Source organism: Pseudomonas sp. JV245A, assembly GCF_032424515.1.
Lineage (GTDB): Bacteria > Pseudomonadota > Gammaproteobacteria > Pseudomonadales > Pseudomonadaceae > Aquipseudomonas > Aquipseudomonas protegens.
The window spans coordinates 12,634-28,537 of the sequence record NZ_VYKE01000013.1 but is presented as its reverse complement, the minus strand read 5'-3'; the positions used below and the strand labels follow the sequence as shown (position 1 = coordinate 28,537).

The 15,904-nt window shown below is 62.6% G+C and carries 18 protein-coding genes; 10 read left to right on the top strand and 8 right to left on the bottom strand.

Annotated elements, in window-relative coordinates; translation table 11 throughout:
- Positions 1-44: 44 nt before the first annotated feature.
- Entirely contained in the window at positions 45-791 is a 747-nt protein-coding gene (locus F6S12_RS06050) for a LytR/AlgR family response regulator transcription factor (RefSeq protein ID WP_011064176.1), read from the bottom strand.
- Positions 792-1,417: 626 nt separating this feature from the next.
- Between F6S12_RS06050 and argH the strand changes: the two genes are divergently transcribed.
- Complete coding sequence (gene argH, locus F6S12_RS06045; RefSeq protein ID WP_015637449.1) at positions 1,418-2,812, top strand: argininosuccinate lyase; 1,395 nt, start codon at positions 1,418-1,420, stop codon at positions 2,810-2,812.
- Between the two features lie 51 nt (positions 2,813-2,863).
- On the opposite strand, the gene F6S12_RS06040 is transcribed toward argH, so the two are convergent.
- On the bottom strand, positions 2,864-3,511 hold the full coding sequence (locus F6S12_RS06040; RefSeq protein ID WP_315868786.1) for a glutathione S-transferase: 648 nt from the start codon (positions 3,509-3,511) through the stop codon (positions 2,864-2,866).
- A gap of 125 nt (positions 3,512-3,636) precedes the next feature.
- On the opposite strand from F6S12_RS06040, the gene F6S12_RS06035 reads away from it, so the two are divergent.
- From F6S12_RS06035 to F6S12_RS06025, 3 genes are all read left to right on the top strand, one after another.
- A complete protein-coding gene (locus tag F6S12_RS06035; RefSeq protein ID WP_011064179.1) occupies positions 3,637-3,921 on the top strand; it encodes a hypothetical protein in 285 nt (94 codons plus the stop codon).
- Positions 3,922-4,115: 194 nt separating this feature from the next.
- The gene (locus tag F6S12_RS06030; RefSeq protein WP_011064180.1) at positions 4,116-4,361 is read left to right on the top strand and encodes a TIGR02647 family protein; all 246 of its coding nucleotides are present in this window, start codon (positions 4,116-4,118) and stop codon (positions 4,359-4,361) included.
- Between the two features lie 169 nt (positions 4,362-4,530).
- Positions 4,531-7,377: a class I adenylate cyclase gene (locus F6S12_RS06025; protein WP_236204203.1), complete on the top strand. Its 2,847-nt coding sequence runs from the start codon at positions 4,531-4,533 to the stop codon at positions 7,375-7,377.
- A gap of 7 nt (positions 7,378-7,384) precedes the next feature.
- On the opposite strand, the gene rnk is transcribed toward F6S12_RS06025, so the two are convergent.
- From rnk to cyaY, 3 genes are all read right to left on the bottom strand, one after another.
- On the bottom strand, positions 7,385-7,798 hold the full coding sequence (gene rnk, locus F6S12_RS06020; protein WP_011064182.1) for a nucleoside diphosphate kinase regulator: 414 nt from the start codon (positions 7,796-7,798) through the stop codon (positions 7,385-7,387).
- A 142-nt stretch (positions 7,799-7,940) separates the two neighbouring features.
- Entirely contained in the window at positions 7,941-8,174 is a 234-nt protein-coding gene (locus F6S12_RS06015) for a DUF1289 domain-containing protein (protein WP_015637452.1), read from the bottom strand.
- 4 nt (positions 8,175-8,178) lie between these two features.
- Complete coding sequence (cyaY, locus tag F6S12_RS06010; protein ID WP_011064183.1) at positions 8,179-8,511, bottom strand: iron donor protein CyaY; 333 nt, start codon at positions 8,509-8,511, stop codon at positions 8,179-8,181.
- 239 nt (positions 8,512-8,750) lie between these two features.
- Here cyaY and lptM point away from each other — a divergent pair, with 239 nt between their 5' ends.
- From lptM to F6S12_RS05980, 6 genes are read left to right on the top strand one after another with little or no spacing between them, the layout of a single operon-like run.
- Positions 8,751-8,915 (top strand): LPS translocon maturation chaperone LptM, encoded by a 165-nt coding sequence (gene lptM, locus F6S12_RS06005; RefSeq protein WP_169892426.1) that lies wholly within the window; start codon positions 8,751-8,753, stop codon positions 8,913-8,915.
- 9 nt (positions 8,916-8,924) lie between these two features.
- Positions 8,925-10,172: a diaminopimelate decarboxylase gene (gene lysA / locus F6S12_RS06000; protein ID WP_125062269.1), complete on the top strand. Its 1,248-nt coding sequence runs from the start codon at positions 8,925-8,927 to the stop codon at positions 10,170-10,172.
- Between the two features lie 4 nt (positions 10,173-10,176).
- Positions 10,177-11,007, top strand: a complete 831-nt coding sequence (gene dapF / locus F6S12_RS05995; protein WP_011064186.1) for a diaminopimelate epimerase — start codon at positions 10,177-10,179, stop codon at positions 11,005-11,007.
- 13 nt (positions 11,008-11,020) lie between these two features.
- Positions 11,021-11,746 carry a DUF484 family protein gene (locus tag F6S12_RS05990; RefSeq protein ID WP_011064187.1) on the top strand — a complete coding sequence of 242 codons (726 nt, stop codon included), beginning with the start codon at positions 11,021-11,023 and terminating at the stop codon, positions 11,744-11,746.
- Between the two features lie 2 nt (positions 11,747-11,748).
- Positions 11,749-12,645: a tyrosine recombinase XerC gene (xerC, locus tag F6S12_RS05985; protein ID WP_011064188.1), complete on the top strand. Its 897-nt coding sequence runs from the start codon at positions 11,749-11,751 to the stop codon at positions 12,643-12,645.
- Positions 12,645-13,349: an HAD family hydrolase gene (locus tag F6S12_RS05980; RefSeq protein WP_015637455.1), complete on the top strand. Its 705-nt coding sequence runs from the start codon at positions 12,645-12,647 to the stop codon at positions 13,347-13,349. Before xerC ends, F6S12_RS05980 begins: the two co-directional genes overlap by 1 nt.
- A gap of 126 nt (positions 13,350-13,475) precedes the next feature.
- Here the strand turns inward: F6S12_RS05980 and sutA are convergent, their stop codons facing one another.
- From sutA to F6S12_RS05965, 3 genes are all read right to left on the bottom strand, one after another.
- Positions 13,476-13,799 (bottom strand): transcriptional regulator SutA, encoded by a 324-nt coding sequence (gene sutA / locus F6S12_RS05975; RefSeq protein WP_007926654.1) that lies wholly within the window; start codon positions 13,797-13,799, stop codon positions 13,476-13,478.
- A 102-nt stretch (positions 13,800-13,901) separates the two neighbouring features.
- A complete protein-coding gene (locus tag F6S12_RS05970) occupies positions 13,902-14,327 on the bottom strand; it encodes a secondary thiamine-phosphate synthase enzyme YjbQ (RefSeq protein WP_011064190.1) in 426 nt (141 codons plus the stop codon).
- Between the two features lie 209 nt (positions 14,328-14,536).
- The gene (locus F6S12_RS05965) at positions 14,537-15,874 is read right to left on the bottom strand and encodes an ammonium transporter (RefSeq protein WP_011064191.1); all 1,338 of its coding nucleotides are present in this window, start codon (positions 15,872-15,874) and stop codon (positions 14,537-14,539) included.
- Between the last annotated feature and the right edge of the window lie 30 nt (positions 15,875-15,904).

Here is a 15,904-nt window from a genome sequence, read left to right as displayed (position 1 = left end):
CTCCCGACGCCAGGCTTCACCCATTGCAGGGGTCAAACCCTGGCTTAGAGCTGTTGCATCATCTTGCGCACGCCCGCCACATGCCGCCGGCTGACAATCAGCGCATCGCCATTGAGGCCCTTGAGGTACAACTGGAAGTGCCCCAACGGTGTGCGCTGCAGACGCTCGATACGCTCGCGGGCCACCAGCGCATTGCGGTGGATACGCACAAAGCGGTCGCCGAATTCATCTTCCAGAGCCTTCAGGGGCTCATCCAGAAGCACCTCGCCGCCCTCGTGGCGCAGGGTCACGTATTTATGGTCGGCGATGAAATACACCACCTGAGCCAGTGGGATGAGCTCGATGCCTTTGCGCGTACGGGCGCTGATATGGCTGCGCGGGCCGTTACCGCTTTCGGCCGCGGGCCGGGTCAGTGCCGCCAGTTGTACACGGTTGGGCTTCTCGGCCTTTTTCAAGGCCTCCAGCAACAGCTCGGAGCGCACTGGCTTGACCAGGTGGACGACGCCGCTGGCATCGAAGGCCTCCAGGGCGAATTCGTCCGGCGCAGCGCAGAACACCAGCGCCGGAGGCGTCTCGCGCTCGCACAGCTTGCCGGCGACCTGCAGACCGTCCAGCCCTGGCATGCGGACGTCGAGCAAGACGATATCCGGCTTCAGGCTGTCGATCAGGCTCAACGCCTCTTCGCCATTGGTGGCGCTAGGCTCCAGGACACTGTATCCCTCGAGCTCACTGACCATCCGGCTCAGGCGCTCGCGGGCTAGGGGTTCGTCATCAACGATCAGGACATTCATATTGCGCTGGATTCCTGCGTGAGTCTCGCACAAGGATAGCGTAGACAGGTGGAGTGACGTCCGTCACCGCGATCCACGCTAAGACTAGTGCGAAGGCCAAAAAGTGCCGCAAGTCGGGCACCAATATTTGCCCGTGCCTGCCCGATACCGCTCAAGGTCGGCTGATGCGCGACGACGTCGCAGGGAATGCTGGTATTCAACACAAAGCCCCCCTCGTGATTGTGGTCGCCGCCCACCCTGCCCGCACCCGTCTCGTTTGGTGGACGGATTGCCTGGCCCTGCGCGGTGTGAACTTGCTGGAGGGGGCCACTGCGAACACGCGAGGGGTGTTACGCAATTGTGCCGGTCCTCCTGTCCAACTGTAGACGGTTGCCAAGACGATATTGCTCAATCGATAAATATCGTTTGACCGATATCACCTTCCGCACTCAAGGCGCTCACCTCGCAGGAAGCACCTTCGACTGCGCCGACCTCAGTCTCTGCGCCCCCGAGGCCGGCGACAAGCCGCCCAGGTGTCCGGCGCAGAAAAAAGCTGCCGACCAGCGCCAGCGACAGCCCGGGCAACCCTGTTATTATCGGCGCCTGTTTTTCACGCCATCTTCCTTCAGCAGATCACGAGCGAATTCATGAGCACTGACAAGACCAATCAGTCCTGGGGCGGCCGCTTCAGTGAACCCGTCGACGCCTTCGTCGCCCGCTTCACCGCCTCTGTCACTTTCGACCAGCGCCTGTATCGCCATGACATCATGGGCTCCATCGCCCACGCCACCATGCTGGCCAAGGTCGGCGTGCTCACTGATGCCGAGCGCGACAGCATCATCGACGGCCTGAAGACCATCCAGGGCGAGATCGAGGCTGGCCGTTTCGACTGGCGCGTGGACCTCGAAGACGTGCACATGAACATCGAAGCGCGCCTGACCGACCGCATCGGCATCACCGGCAAGAAACTGCACACCGGCCGCAGCCGCAACGACCAGGTGGCCACCGACATCCGCCTGTGGCTGCGGGACGAGATCGACCTGATCCTCGGTGAAATCACCCGCCTGCAAAAAGGCCTGCTGGAGCTGGCCGAGCGTGAAGCCGAGAGCATCATGCCGGGCTTCACCCACTTGCAGACTGCCCAGCCGGTGACCTTCGGCCACCACATGCTGGCCTGGTTCGAGATGCTCAGCCGTGACTACGAGCGCCTGGTGGACTGCCGCAAGCGCACCAACCGCATGCCCCTGGGCAGCGCCGCGCTGGCCGGCACCACCTACCCGATCGACCGCGAGCTGACCTGCCAGTTGCTGGGCTTCGAAGGCGTGGGCGGCAACTCCCTGGACAGCGTTTCGGACCGGGACTTCGCCATTGAATTCTGCGCCGCCGCCAGCGTGGCAATGATGCACCTGTCGCGGTTTTCCGAAGAGCTGGTGCTGTGGACCAGCGCGCAATTCCAGTTCATCGACCTGCCGGACCGCTTCTGCACCGGCAGCTCGATCATGCCGCAAAAGAAAAACCCCGACGTGCCGGAACTGGTACGGGGCAAGAGCGGCCGGGTATTCGGCGCGCTGATGGGCCTATTGACCCTGATGAAAGGCCAGCCCCTGGCCTACAACAAGGACAACCAGGAAGACAAGGAACCACTGTTCGACGCCGCCGATACCCTGCGCGATTCGCTGCGGGCCTTCGCCGACATGATCCCGGCCATCAAGCCCAAGCACGCCATCATGCGCGAGGCGGCCCTGCGCGGTTTTTCCACCGCCACCGACCTGGCGGACTACCTGGTACGCCGTGGCCTGCCGTTCCGCGACTGTCACGAAATCGTCGGCCATGCGGTGAAGTACGGCGTGGAAACCGGCAAGGACCTGGCGGAAATGAGCCTGGAAGAGCTGCGCAAGTTCAGCGACCAGATCGAACAGGACGTGTTCGCCGTGCTGACCCTGGAAGGCTCGGTGAATGCCCGTAACCACATCGGCGGCACCGCACCGGCCCAGGTCCGGGCGGCAGTGGCCCGCGGCCAGGCCCTGCTGGCCAGCCGCTAAGCCCTTGCGAGCCTGCCCGCGCCGGCATCCTCTGCCGGTGCGAGCAGGTTCCTAGCGCCCTGACCTTCTGGCGGCCATCAGTGCCGCCTTGTCAGCGGCGATGCGCCGAGCGTTGGGGGTCTGCTCCAGGCGCTCGAGCAAGGCCCGGGCCTCGGGCATCTCGGCCAAAAAATCGATTCCGAACAACTTGTCCCCGACTATCAGGGCAAGGTTCACGCTGTACTGAAAATACAGGTCCGCCACACTCAGGCTGGCGCCCGCTACATAGGGGGCGAACCGGGCATGCCGGCGCAATGCGGCAAAGCCTTGTAGCAATTCGATCCCGGCCTTCTCCTTGATCGCATCGGGCAGGGTCGCGCCGAAGAACGCTTCGGGGAAACAGGCCCGGGCCGGCAGCTCTATGTACAGTTCGATCTCCTTGGCCAGTGCCAGCACCTGGGCACGTTCGAACGCGTCCTTCGGCAGCAGCGCCGGCGCCGGCCGCACCTGCTCCAGGTAATCGAGAATCGCACTGGTTTCGCTGATGAAGCCCTGCTCCACCTCCAGTACCGGAACCTTGCCCCGAGGGCTGATAGCCAGCGCCTCGGGGCTCTGGCCGGCGTAGAACAGCACCTCTTCGAAAGGCAGCCCCTTCTCCAGCAAGGCCAGCTTGACCATGTTGTAGTAGTTGCTGATGGCGAACCCATAGAGCTTGAACATCCCGTAGCCTCCAGGCCATGCAGGGGTTGGCAGGGGTTTTTTATAGAAGGTTAATCCCACTCTGGCCAGCAGCATCGAGCCGCTGAATACGAGTAAACTGGCGACCTTTCCTTGAGGAGCCTGCCATGAGCGAGCCAACCGATATCGACACCGACGAAGAAGAGTTCGCCGAAAATACCCTGATCGAAGCGATCGAGAACCAGATCGAAAGCGACAACCCACCAGCGGCCAAGGCCACGTTCAACAAGCTCACCCTGGTGGGCTACGAGCGCGAGGAAATCCTCAATCTGATGGCCCATGTACTGGCGATCGAGATCGACGCCATCCTCGAACAGGACCGCGCCTTCGACACCCAATGGTACGAAGCCGCCCTTCGCGCCCTGCCGGAACTGCCTCCCGAAAAGCAGTGACACCGCGCTGCCGGAGCGCAGGCTCCGGCACTCTTTCCCGCCCCTGCCTCGCGCCCCGACTACACTGCCACCACCCTGCGGCCAAATACCGCTGCACCCGGGGATAAAACTCCTCAGCGAACGCTGGACACGCCGCCTTTCTGCGTTCACCTTAAGAACGCTGACCTCTAATTCCTAGAAAGTCTGGAGTCCTTATGTCGTATACCCCTGAGTTGGTTGCCGAACTGGAAATCCTTGCACTCTTCAACCTGGACAACTCCCAGGAAGGCCTGAAAATCCATCAGACCGCCGCCCCTTCTGCCATCGCCGCCGCCCAACGCCTGTTTGACAAGGAACTGATCACCCAACCTGATGGAGGCTATCTGACCAGCCTCGGGCGGGACGCCGCTGAACATGCCCAGGGCCTGCTGACCATCCTGAACGTCAAAGAAGTCGCCTGAACAACCTGCATCGGCCTGCGGGGTTCCCGTCTGTCGGATTCCGTAGGCGCCTCCTTCTGAATACGCTAGAAATCTGGCGTCAAAAAATAAAATCAGTTTAAGGCTGAGCCCTGTCTGACGGTAAACTGCTCGCCGTCTTCAATACCGCCACGTTCGAGCTCCGCTTGAAATGCCCCATACCCATGAAATCCGTCCCGATCTGGATGAAGGAATCGATCGCAAGGTTCTCAGCCAACTGCGTGCGCGTTTCCTGAAGCTCAATGAAGGGCGCATGGCCCGGGCAATGGAAGGGCTGTCGACACGCCAGCAGTTGGTCCTCAACCTGTTGCCGCTGTTCTTTCACGTCAATCACCCGTTGTTGCCCGGTTATGTATCCGGAGCCACCCCGGCGGGGCTTTCCTGCTACGAACCCGACCCCCAGGCCCTGGCCGAAGCCCAGCGCCTGACCCGATCGTTTTCCTACAAGCCGCGCCACGGCAACCCGCCACGGCCGATTCATGGCCTGTTTCTCATGGGCAGCCTGGGGACCCTGGCCCAGGCAGACCAGAGCGACATGGACGTGTGGGTGTGCCATGCGCCGGATCTGGGAGAAAACGAGTTGGCCGAGTTGCAGAAGAAGTGCCAATTGCTGGAGACCTGGGCGGCCGGCCAGGGTGCTGAAGCTCATTTTTTCCTGATCGACCCCAATCGCTTTGTCCGCGGGGAGCGGGACACTCAGCTGAGTTCGGACGACTGCGGCACCACCCAGCACTACCTGCTGCTGGACGAGTTCTACCGCACCGCGATCTGGCTGGCCGGGCGCACGCCGTTGTGGTGGCTGGTACCGGTGTACGAAGAACGCCGTTACGAACAGTACATCGACACCCTGCTGTCCAAGCGCTTTGTCCCCGCCGAGGAAAACCTCGACCTGGGCCACATGGCACGCATTCCGCCCGGCGAGTTCATCGGCGCCGGGCTGTGGCAACTGTTCAAGGGCATCGAGTCGCCCTACAAGTCCGTACTCAAGCTGCTGCTGATCGAGGTCTATGCCAGCGAGCATCCCAAGGTCCAGTGCCTGAGCCTGCGCTTCAAGCAGGCGGTGTTTGCCAACCGTCTGGACCTGGATGAGCTGGACCCCTACATCGTGGTCTACCGGCGCATCGAGGAATACCTCAAGGCTCGCGGCGAGCCGGAGCGCCTGGAGCTGGTACGGCGCAGCCTGTACCTCAAGGTCAACCGCAAGCTTACCGTCGGCAACACCACCCGCAGCCCGAACTGGCAGCGCGCTCTACTGGAGCGCCTGGCCAGTGAATGGGGCTGGGACCAACGCCAACTGGCCTTGCTGGACAGCCGCAGCCAGTGGAAGGTGCGCCAGGTCAGCAGCGAGCGCAGGGCCCTGGTCAACGAGCTCAACTACAGCTATCGCTTCCTGACCCAGTTCGCCCGCACCGAGCAGGCCGCCAGCCTGATCAACAAGCGTGACCTGAATGTCCTGGGCCGGCGCCTGTACGCGGCCTTCGAGCGCAAGGCCGGGAAGATCGAGTTCATCAACCCCGGCATTGCCCCGGACCTGGCTGAAGACACCCTGACCCTGGTGCAGTCGCCGAACAAGAAGGAACCCGGACAGAACCATTGGGGACTGTACAACGGCAGCCTGACCGCCCTGGAGTGGGAGCATTTCGCCCCGATCAAGCGCAGTCGCGAGCTGCTGGAGCTGCTTACCTGGTGCCATCGCAACGGCGTGATCGACAGCAGTACCCGCCTGGCCCTGCACCCGGGCAGCAGCGACCTGAGCGAATTCGAACTGTTCAACCTGCTGGGCAGCCTGCAGCAGACCGTGCCACTGCCTTTGACGACGGTCAGCGAGGAACAGTTGCTGCACGCCGCCGTGCCCGGCGAAGTGCTGATCCTGGTGAACGTCGGGGTCGACCCCCTCAAGCACCACCGCGACCTGAACATTCTGATGACCACCGAGCGCACCGACTCCCTGAGCTATGCCGGGGTACGCGAGAATCTGGTGCTGACCCTGGATCAGGTCACCCTCAATAGCTGGAACGAGGTAATGGTCGGTCGCTACGACGCCGAGCATGCGCTGCTCGACTGCCTGCGGGACTACCTGAACAACCTGCCGAGCGGCACGCAGCCGCGGCTGCGGGTACGCTGCTTCTGTCACAACCGCGCGCAATTCATTGCCCGCCGGGTGGAAGAACTGTTCGAAACCGCGCACAACCTGTTGCTCAGCCAGCTCAACTACCGCTACCTGATCCAGGTGCAGCAGCACTACCACGTGCTTGAACTGGTGCCCGGGCAGGTTCGGCACCGGGCCATGGCAACCCCTGCCGCATTGCTGGAGTACCTGGGGCAGGAGCAGAGCCGCTACAGCCCACTGCACCTTGACCCGATGGCCCTGGAAGACCACGACCTGGCGCTGATCCTGCCCATGGGCCAGCCGGACTGCATCCAGGTGTTCTATCGGATCATCGACGAGTACGCGGAGCTTTACGTGCTCGATGAGTACAACGCGCTGTGGCAGCAGACCCTGCCCTATCACGACGAACACAGCCTGCTGGTGCCCCTGCAGCGCTTCCTGCAGTCGATTCTCTACCGCCGCGAGGCGCTGCTGCCGATGGACAGCAACCAGCCCGAGAAACCTTTGGACACACTCTACTTGCAGATTCTGCCCTCAGGCACGGGCCGCGCACGTCGGGTAGAGCCGCGGCCAGCCCCACCGACGCCGGTGGACAAAGCCTTCTATGACGTACAGGCGATCATCGGCAAGGCCGCACCGGGCCAGGTGCAGGTCTCGCTGTACTGCAATCAACGGGAGTTTTCCGATCTGGAATATGGCGATCAACTGTTCGCCGCGGTGGCCCAGGAAATCGTCGGGCAGCGCCATGAAACAGAGCGCTATCGCTGCTACATCACTGACCTGGATCTTTCAGGGCTGCTCGGTGACGTGCAAAGCCCGAGCATCCTGTATCTGCGCTACAAGGCCAGCCTGGAGCGCGCACTGAACGACGCGCTCGAGCAGGTCTAGCCAAGGATCAGAGGTGGTAGTCGCCTGCGGCTTCCGGCTGGTATTCAACTTCCAGCAGGGTCAGCTTCAAGGTCTTGCCACCCGGAGCCGGCCAGTCGATGTACTGGCCTACCTGCAGGCCCAGCAGAGCGCTGCCCACCGGTGCCAGGATGGAAATCTTGCCTTCGTCGGCGTTGGCGTCCTGTGGATACACCAGGGTCAGGTGGTAGTCCTTGCCGCTGCTTTCTTCACGGCAGTGCACACGCGAATTCATGGTTACGACACCGGCCGGTACTTCATCGTGACCCACCAGCGTTTCGGCACGATCCAACTCGGTTTGCAGTGCAATGACACCTGGCAGCGAGTCGTCCAGACTGTCGATCAGGCGCTCCAGACGTTGCACGTCAAGGCGGGTAAGGATGATGGATGGTGCAGTACTCATGATCCTGGCTGACTCCTATTTTTTCTGCACAAAAAAGCAAAACCCCGCCAAATAAGACGGGGTTCTCACCGGCCTCGATGTAGCGAGGCGAAGCTGGACACTATCACAGCACACTGAATAAACAAACCGTACGAGTACGAAGCTAAATCTCGCCTGCCGCCGCACTCTGTTTGCGCTGCAGCGCCTGGGCGCAGATCACTCGCCGGCGCTGATCATCGGCCGAACGCCATTCACGGATGTCCTCCACATGGCGAAAACAGCCGCGACAGACCTTCTCCTCATCGAGGCGACAAAGGCTGATGCACGGTGAACTCACCGCCGGGCTGACGTTGCTGTAGAGCGGCTTGGGCGGTCGGGCCGGGGCGGGCTGGGTCACGGTATCAGAGCCCTTCGAACTCAAGCTTGATGTCGGCCTGCTCCAGGACAATGCGTTCCAGCATTTCCCCCAACTGCTCTTCGCTCTTGTCGCACATCCAGCGCTCGCTTTCCTCGTCGTAGTCGAAGTGGAAACCACCCGAACGCGCGGCCAGCCAGAGTTGGCGCAAAGGCTCCTGGCGACTGAAGATCACCTGGCTGCCGTTGTCGAACTTGACGGTGAGCACCCCGGCCGAGCTTTCCAGGTCGATGTCCAGGTCGCTCTCATCGAAAATATCCTCCAGCGTCTGCTGGGTGGCATCCACCAGGTCGTGAAAACGGGCTTCAGTCAAACTCATTGCGGGAACCTCGAAAAGTGTCTACTCACGCTCAAGCGCCGCAAGATACGGGCGCTCCCCGGCGAATGCAAAGGATACCGAACGAGGAAATAAATGCGACGCCCATTGCACGAGCGCCCGACCAAAGCCACCGGCCGGGCCTTGGCAAAGGCCCGCTGGACGGGAGTTACGCTGCATAGGCAAGCTGCCGGGTGGCCGGTATACTCGGGCGCAATTTACGCATTCTCAAGGATTTCGCCATGAAGCGCCTGATCTCTTCCCTTGCTGCGCTCGTCGCGGTTGCTTGCCTCGTTACCGCCTGCGGCCAGAAAGGCCCGCTGTACCTGCCTGATGACAGCAAATCCCCTGAAGAGCAGGCGAAGTCGCAATCGCAATCGCAGTCGCACAAGCACGACACCTACTAAGGGCAAACCATGGACGCTTTTAACTACCGCGACGGGGAGCTGTTCGCGGAAGGCGTAGCCCTGTCCGCCATTGCCGAACGTTTCGGTACGCCCACCTACGTCTATTCCCGTGCGCACATCGAAGCCCAGTACCAGGCCTATGCCCAGGCCCTGGCCGGCATGCCGCACCTGGTCTGCTTCGCCGTAAAAGCCAACTCCAACCTGGGCGTACTGAATGTCCTGGCGCGCCTGGGCGCCGGTTTCGATATCGTCTCCCGGGGCGAGCTGGAGCGGGTCCTGGCTGCGGGCGGGCAAGCCGACAAGATTGTCTTCTCCGGTGTTGGCAAGACCCGTGACGACATGCGTCGTGCCCTGGAAGTCGGCGTCCACTGCTTCAACGTCGAGTCCGCCGAAGAGCTGGAGCGCCTGCAGCTGGTAGCGGCCGAGCTGGGCGTTCGTGCACCGGTCTCGCTGCGGGTCAATCCGGACGTGGATGCCGGTACCCACCCCTATATCTCCACCGGGCTCAAGGAAAACAAGTTCGGCATCGACATTGCCACCGCCGAGGACGTGTACATCCGCGCCGCGCAGCTGCCGAACCTGGAAATCGTCGGTGTCGACTGCCATATCGGCTCGCAACTGACCACCCTGGAACCCTTTATCGACGCCCTCGACCGCCTGCTGGACCTGGTGGACCGCCTCGGTGAATGCGGCATCTACCTTCGCCACATCGATCTGGGTGGCGGCCTGGGCGTGCGCTATCGCGACGAAGAGCCACCGCTGGCCGCCGACTACGTCAAGGCCGTGCGCGAGCGCCTGGACGGTCGCGACCTGGCCCTGGTATTCGAACCGGGCCGCTTCATCGTGGCCAACGCCGGCGTCCTGCTGACCCGGGTCGAATACCTCAAGCACACCGAACACAAGGATTTCGCCATCGTCGACGGCGCCATGAACGACCTGATCCGCCCGGCGCTGTACCAGGCCTGGATGGATGTCAGCGCCGTGCGCCCGCGAGATGCCGAACCCCGTACCTACGACATCGTCGGCCCGATCTGTGAAACTGGCGACTTCCTCGCCAAGGAACGCACCCTGGCCCTGGCCGAGGGTGACCTGCTGGCGGTGCATTCCGCTGGTGCCTATGGTTTCGTCATGAGCTCGAACTACAACACCCGCGGCCGTGCCGCAGAAGTACTGGTCGATGGTGACCAGGCTGTTGAAGTACGTCGCCGCGAGACGGTAGCCGAGTTATTCGCTGGCGAAAGCCTGCTGCCGGAGTAAGACCATGCTGCTGCGTTTTACCAAGATGCACGGCCTGGGCAATGACTTCATGGTTCTCGACCTGGTCAGCCAGCACGCGCATATTCTGCCCAAGCACGCCAAACAATGGGGTGATCGCAATACCGGGATCGGCTTCGATCAGTTGCTGATCGTCGAGGCCCCGAGCAACCCGGATGTGGATTTCCGCTACCGGATCTTCAACTCCGACGGCTCCGAAGTGGAACAGTGCGGCAATGGTGCACGCTGCTTTGCCCGCTTCGTGCTGGACAAGCGCCTGACCACCAAGCGCCAGATCCGCGTCGAGACCAAGAGCGGCGTGATCGAGCTGGATATCCGCAACGACGGCCAGATCAGCGTCAACATGGGCGCGCCGCGCCTGGTACCGGCGGACATTCCGTTCCAGGCCCCGGCCCAGGCCGACAGCTACACCCTGGACGTCGATGGCCGCCAGGTGCAGTTGGCCGCGGTGTCCATGGGCAACCCCCATGCCGTGTTGCGGGTGGATGACATCAACAGCGCGCCGGTGCACGAGCTGGGTCCGAAGATCGAACACCACCCGCGCTTCCCGGCGCGGGTCAACGTCGGTTTTCTCCAGGTCCTGGACCGCCAGCGCGCGCAACTGCGGGTCTGGGAACGCGGCGCCGGGGAAACCCAGGCCTGCGGCACCGGCGCCTGCGCTGCTGCTGTGGCCGCGATCAGCCAGGGGTGGATGGATTCGCCCCTATTGATCGACCTGCCGGGCGGGCGCCTGTCCATTGAATGGGCAGGCCCTGGCCAACCGGTGATGATGACCGGCCCGGCAGTGCGCGTATACGAAGGACAGGTGCGTCTTTAAGTGAGCGAAATCCATGACTGATCAGCCGCAGGTTCCTGCCGAAACGCCCGACCAATCACCGTCCGAAAACCTGGAGGCGGCAGCCGTCGCCGCCTACCTGGAGGCCCATCCGGACTTCTTCGTCGACCACGATGAACTGCTCCCGGCCTTGCGCATTCCCCATCAGCGCGGCGACACCGTATCGCTGGTGGAGCGGCAGATGAAGATCCTGCGCGAGCGCAACATCGAGATGCGCCATCGCCTGTCGCAGCTGATGGACGTGGCCCGGGACAACGACCGGCTGTTCGACAAGACCCGCCGCCTGATCCTCGCGCTGATGGACGCCACCAGCCTGGAAGAAGTGGTGATGAGCGTCGAAGACAGCCTGCGCCAGGATTTCCAGGTGCCCTTCGTCAGCCTGATCCTGTTCAGCGACAGCGCCATGCCGGTGGGTCGCTGGGTCTCCGCCGCCGAAGCCCAGGGCGCCATCGGCGGCCTGTTGTCCGAAGGCAAGAGCGTCAGCGGCAGCCTGCGCGAACACGAGCTGGATTTCCTTTTCGGCGAAGAGCAGCGCAAGCAGATCGGCTCTACCGCTGTGGTGGCCCTGGCGCATCAGGGCATGCATGGCGTACTGGCGATCGCCAGCCGTGATCCGCAGCACTACAAGAGCTCGGTGGGCACCCTGTTCCTCAACTACATCGCCGAAGTCACCGGCCGCGTTCTGCCGCGCTTCACCCACTCGCTGCGCTCGGTACGCTGACCATGCAACAACAGCTGGACGCCTACTGCGCGCATCTGCGCAGTGAGCGCCAGGTGTCGCCCCACACCCTGCAAGCCTACCGGCGCGACCTCGAGAAGGTGCTGGGGTTCTGCGAGAAAATGCAGGTGCGCAGCTGGACCGACCTGGACATCCAGGGCCTGCGCAGCCTGATTGCCCGCCTGCACCAGCAGGGCCAGTCGTCCCGCAGCCTGGCGCGCCTGCTGTCAGCGGTACGCGGGCTCTACCACTACCTGAACCGCGAAGGCTTGTGCACTCACGACCCGGCCAACGGCCTGGCGCCGCCCAAGGGCGAACGACGCCTGCCCAAGACCCTGGACACCGACCGCACCCTGCAGTTGCTCGATGGCGCCGTGGAAGACGACTTCCTGGCCCACCGCGACCAGGCGATTCTCGAACTTTTCTACTCCTGCGGCCTGCGCCTTTCCGAACTGACCAGCCTCAACCTCGATCAGTTGGACCTGGCGGACGGCCTGGTGCAGGTCCATGGCAAGGGCAGCAAGACCCGGGTCCTGCCGGTGGGCAAGAAGGCTCGGTCAGCCCTGGAGCAATGGCTCCCCCTGCGCGCCCTGAGCAACCCGCCTGATGGTGCCCTGTTCGTCAGCCAGAAGGGCCGGCGCCTGGGGCCGCGGGCCATCCAGCTGCGGGTCAAGGCCGCCGGCGAGCGCGAACTGGGGCAGAACCTGCACCCACACATGCTGCGCCATTCCTTTGCCAGCCATTTGCTGGAATCCTCCCAGGACCTGCGCGCCGTGCAGGAACTGCTGGGGCATTCGGACATCAAGACCACGCAGATCTACACCCACCTGGACTTCCAGCACCTGGCGGCGGTCTACGACAGCGCCCACCCACGGGCCAAACGCAACAAAGGCGGTGAGTAATGACCATCAAGCTGATCACCTTCGACCTCGACGATACCCTGTGGGATACCGCCCCGGTCATCGTCAGTGCCGAAGCCACCCTGCGCCAGTGGCTGACCGAACACGCACCGAATCTCGGAGGCGTGCCGGTGGAGCATCTGTGGGCCATTCGCGAGCGGGTGCTGCTCGCCCAGCCGAACCTCAAGCACAGGATCAGCGCCCTGCGCCGCCAGGTGCTGTTTCATGCCCTGGAAGAAGCCGGGTATGACCATGCCCAGGCCAACCAGTTGGCCGACCAGAGTTTTGAAGTTTTCCTGCATGCCCGGCATCAGCTGGAGATCTTTCCAGAAGTCCAGCCGACCCTGGAAGCCCTGGCCAATCACTTCGCCCTTGGCGTGGTCACCAACGGCAACGCCGACGTGCGCCGCCTGGGCCTGGCGGACTATTTCAAGTTCGCGCTGTGCGCCGAGGACATCGGCATCGCCAAGCCCGACGCCCGGCTGTTCCACGAAGCCTTGCAGCGTGGCGAAGCGACTGCCGACACCGCCGTGCATATCGGCGACCACCCGGGGGATGACATTGCCGGCGCACAGCAGGCAGGGCTGCGTGCGATCTGGTTCAATCCCAACGGCAAGACCTGGGAAGCCGAACGCGCTCCAGACGCCGAGATCCGCAGCCTGATTGAACTACCCGGGCTGCTTGCCCGCTGGCATCGCGGCGCCTGAACCGGCGCTTTCGCGAGCAAGCTCGCTCCTACAGCAAGCGCCGGCGCTCGGCGCCGTTTCCGAGAAGGGTGCCCATGAAAAAGCCCGCAGCGACGGCGGGCTTTTTCAGCAAGCAAGGTGCAAGGCTCAGATAGGCCGGCTGCCGTACTTGTTATCAGGCTTCTTGGGCGGATCGGCGACCACGTTGGCCTCGACTTCCTGCACTTTGCCGCCACGGGCCAGGAACTCTTCCATGGCACGCGCCAGTGCATCACGCTCCTTGTTCTTGGCTTCGACACTCGGCAGCTCGTCTACCGAGACGGCAGCCTTGGCCTTGCCTTTGGCGGTTGGAGCAGGAACATCACTGCCATCGTCTTCCGCCACATCGTCGGCGGCCGCTTCAAGACCTTCTTCGGTTTCGTCTTCGTCACCTACTTCGAGGTCGTCGTTTTCCAGATCATCGTCGCTCATGTTCTACCTCATGACTTGCGAAAAGCAGATTAGTTATAGCCCAGCTGTGCCGACTGTCGAAGGCCGCTGGAAAAAAATCAACGTCCACTGATACTCAGCGGCTTATGCCTTATCACCGTGCAAGGTGGCAAGGACTTTGCGAGCACCGCCATGATCGCGATGCTCGCCCAGATAAACGCCTTGCCAGATGCCCAACGCCAGACGCCCCGCCGCTACCGGCAAAGTCAGCTGACAGCCTAGCAAACTGGCCTTGAAGTGCGCCGGCAGGTCATCCGCGCCTTCGTCGTTATGTTCGTACCCGGCCATGCCTTGAGGCACCAGGGTGTTGAAGTAACGCTCGAAGTCACGCCGTACCGCCGGATCGGCGTTCTCGTTGATGGTCAACGAGGCCGAGGTATGTTGCAGCCACAGATGCAGCAGACCAACCCGACATGCCTTCAACTCAGGCAGGCCGGCGAGCAACTCGTCCGTCACCAGATGAAAGCCCCGGGGCCTGGCCCGCAGGGTAATCAGGGTCTGTTGCCACATACCGATCTCCACGCTTCGGCGCGCATTCTAGCGCGCTCAGGGAAAAAACAAAGCGCCGAATAATCCTGCTTTAGTGTAAGCATTTGCCCTGCCGGAAATCGTCACGGCAAACACGCCAATGCTTGTCAGAAAATCCTTTCAGCCTTTCTCAATGACAAACATCAGGCAAAAAAATGCCCGGCCGGAGCCGGGCTTTTTTTCTTGCGCGATTACAGGTTGTAACCACGCTCGTTGTGTTGTGCCAGATCGAGGCCGACCGCCTCTTCTTCCTCGCTCACCCGCAGCCCCATGACCGCGTCCAGAACCTTGAGGATGATGAAGGTGACGATCGCGGTGTAGATCACCGTGAAACCCACGCCCTTGGCCTGGATCCAGACCTGAGCGGCAACATCGGTCACGGTGCCGAAGCCACCCAGGGACGGAGCAGCGAACACACCGGTGAGGATCGCACCGAGAATACCGCCGATGCCGTGCACGCCAAAGGCGTCCAGGGAATCGTCATATCCCAGCTTGCGCTTGAGGCTGGTGGCGCAGAAGAAGCACACCACACCGGCCGCCAGACCGATGATCAGGGCGCCCATCGGGCCAACGGTACCGGCAGCCGGAGTGATTGCCACCAGGCCTGCGACCACACCCGAAGCGATGCCCAGCGCGCTAGGCTTGCCGTGGGTGATCCACTCGGCAAACATCCAGCCCAGGGCGGCGGCAGCCGTCGCGATCTGCGTGACCAGCATGGCCATGCCGGCGGTGCCGTTGGCGGCAGCGGCGGAACCGGCGTTGAAGCCGAACCAGCCGATCCACAGCATGGCTGCGCCCATCAGGGTGTAACCCAGGTTGTGTGGCGCCATCGGCGTGGTCGGGAAACCCTTGCGCTTGCCCAGCACCAGGCAGGCCACCAGGCCCGCGATACCGGCGTTGATGTGCACTACGGTGCCGCCGGCAAAGTCCAGCACGCCCCAGTCGCCCAGCAGCGAGCCCGGACCGCTCCAGACCATATGGGCGATCGGCGCATACACCAGGGTGAACCACACGCCCATGAAGATCAGCATGGCGGAGAATTTCATCCGCTCGGCGAAGGCACCGACGATCAGCGCTGGAGTGATGATGGCGAAGGTCATCTGGAAGGTGACGAACACCGCTTCAGGGAACAGCGCAGCCGGGCCGGTCAGGCTGGCCGGGGTGATGCCCGCCAGGAAGGCCTTGGAGAAACCGCCCACGAAGGAATTGAGGTTGACCACGCCGGCTTCCATCCCGGTGGTGTCGAACGCCATGCTGTAGCCGTAGATGAACCACAGGACAGTGATCAGGCCGGTAATGGCGAAGCACTGCATCATTACCGAAAGAATGTTTTTCGACCGCACCATGCCGCCGTAGAACAGCGCCAGGCCAGGAATGGTCATGAACAGCACCAGGGCTGTGGAGGTCAGCATCCAGGCGGTATCGCCGGAGTTGAGGACTGGAGCCGCCGCTTCGTCTGCCGCCATGGCCAGGCCTGGCATTACGAGGGACAAAAGGGCTCCTAGCCCTGCGAATTTACGCAGAGTCATATTGTTTTCTCCTGGGGCGTTGGGTTTGGC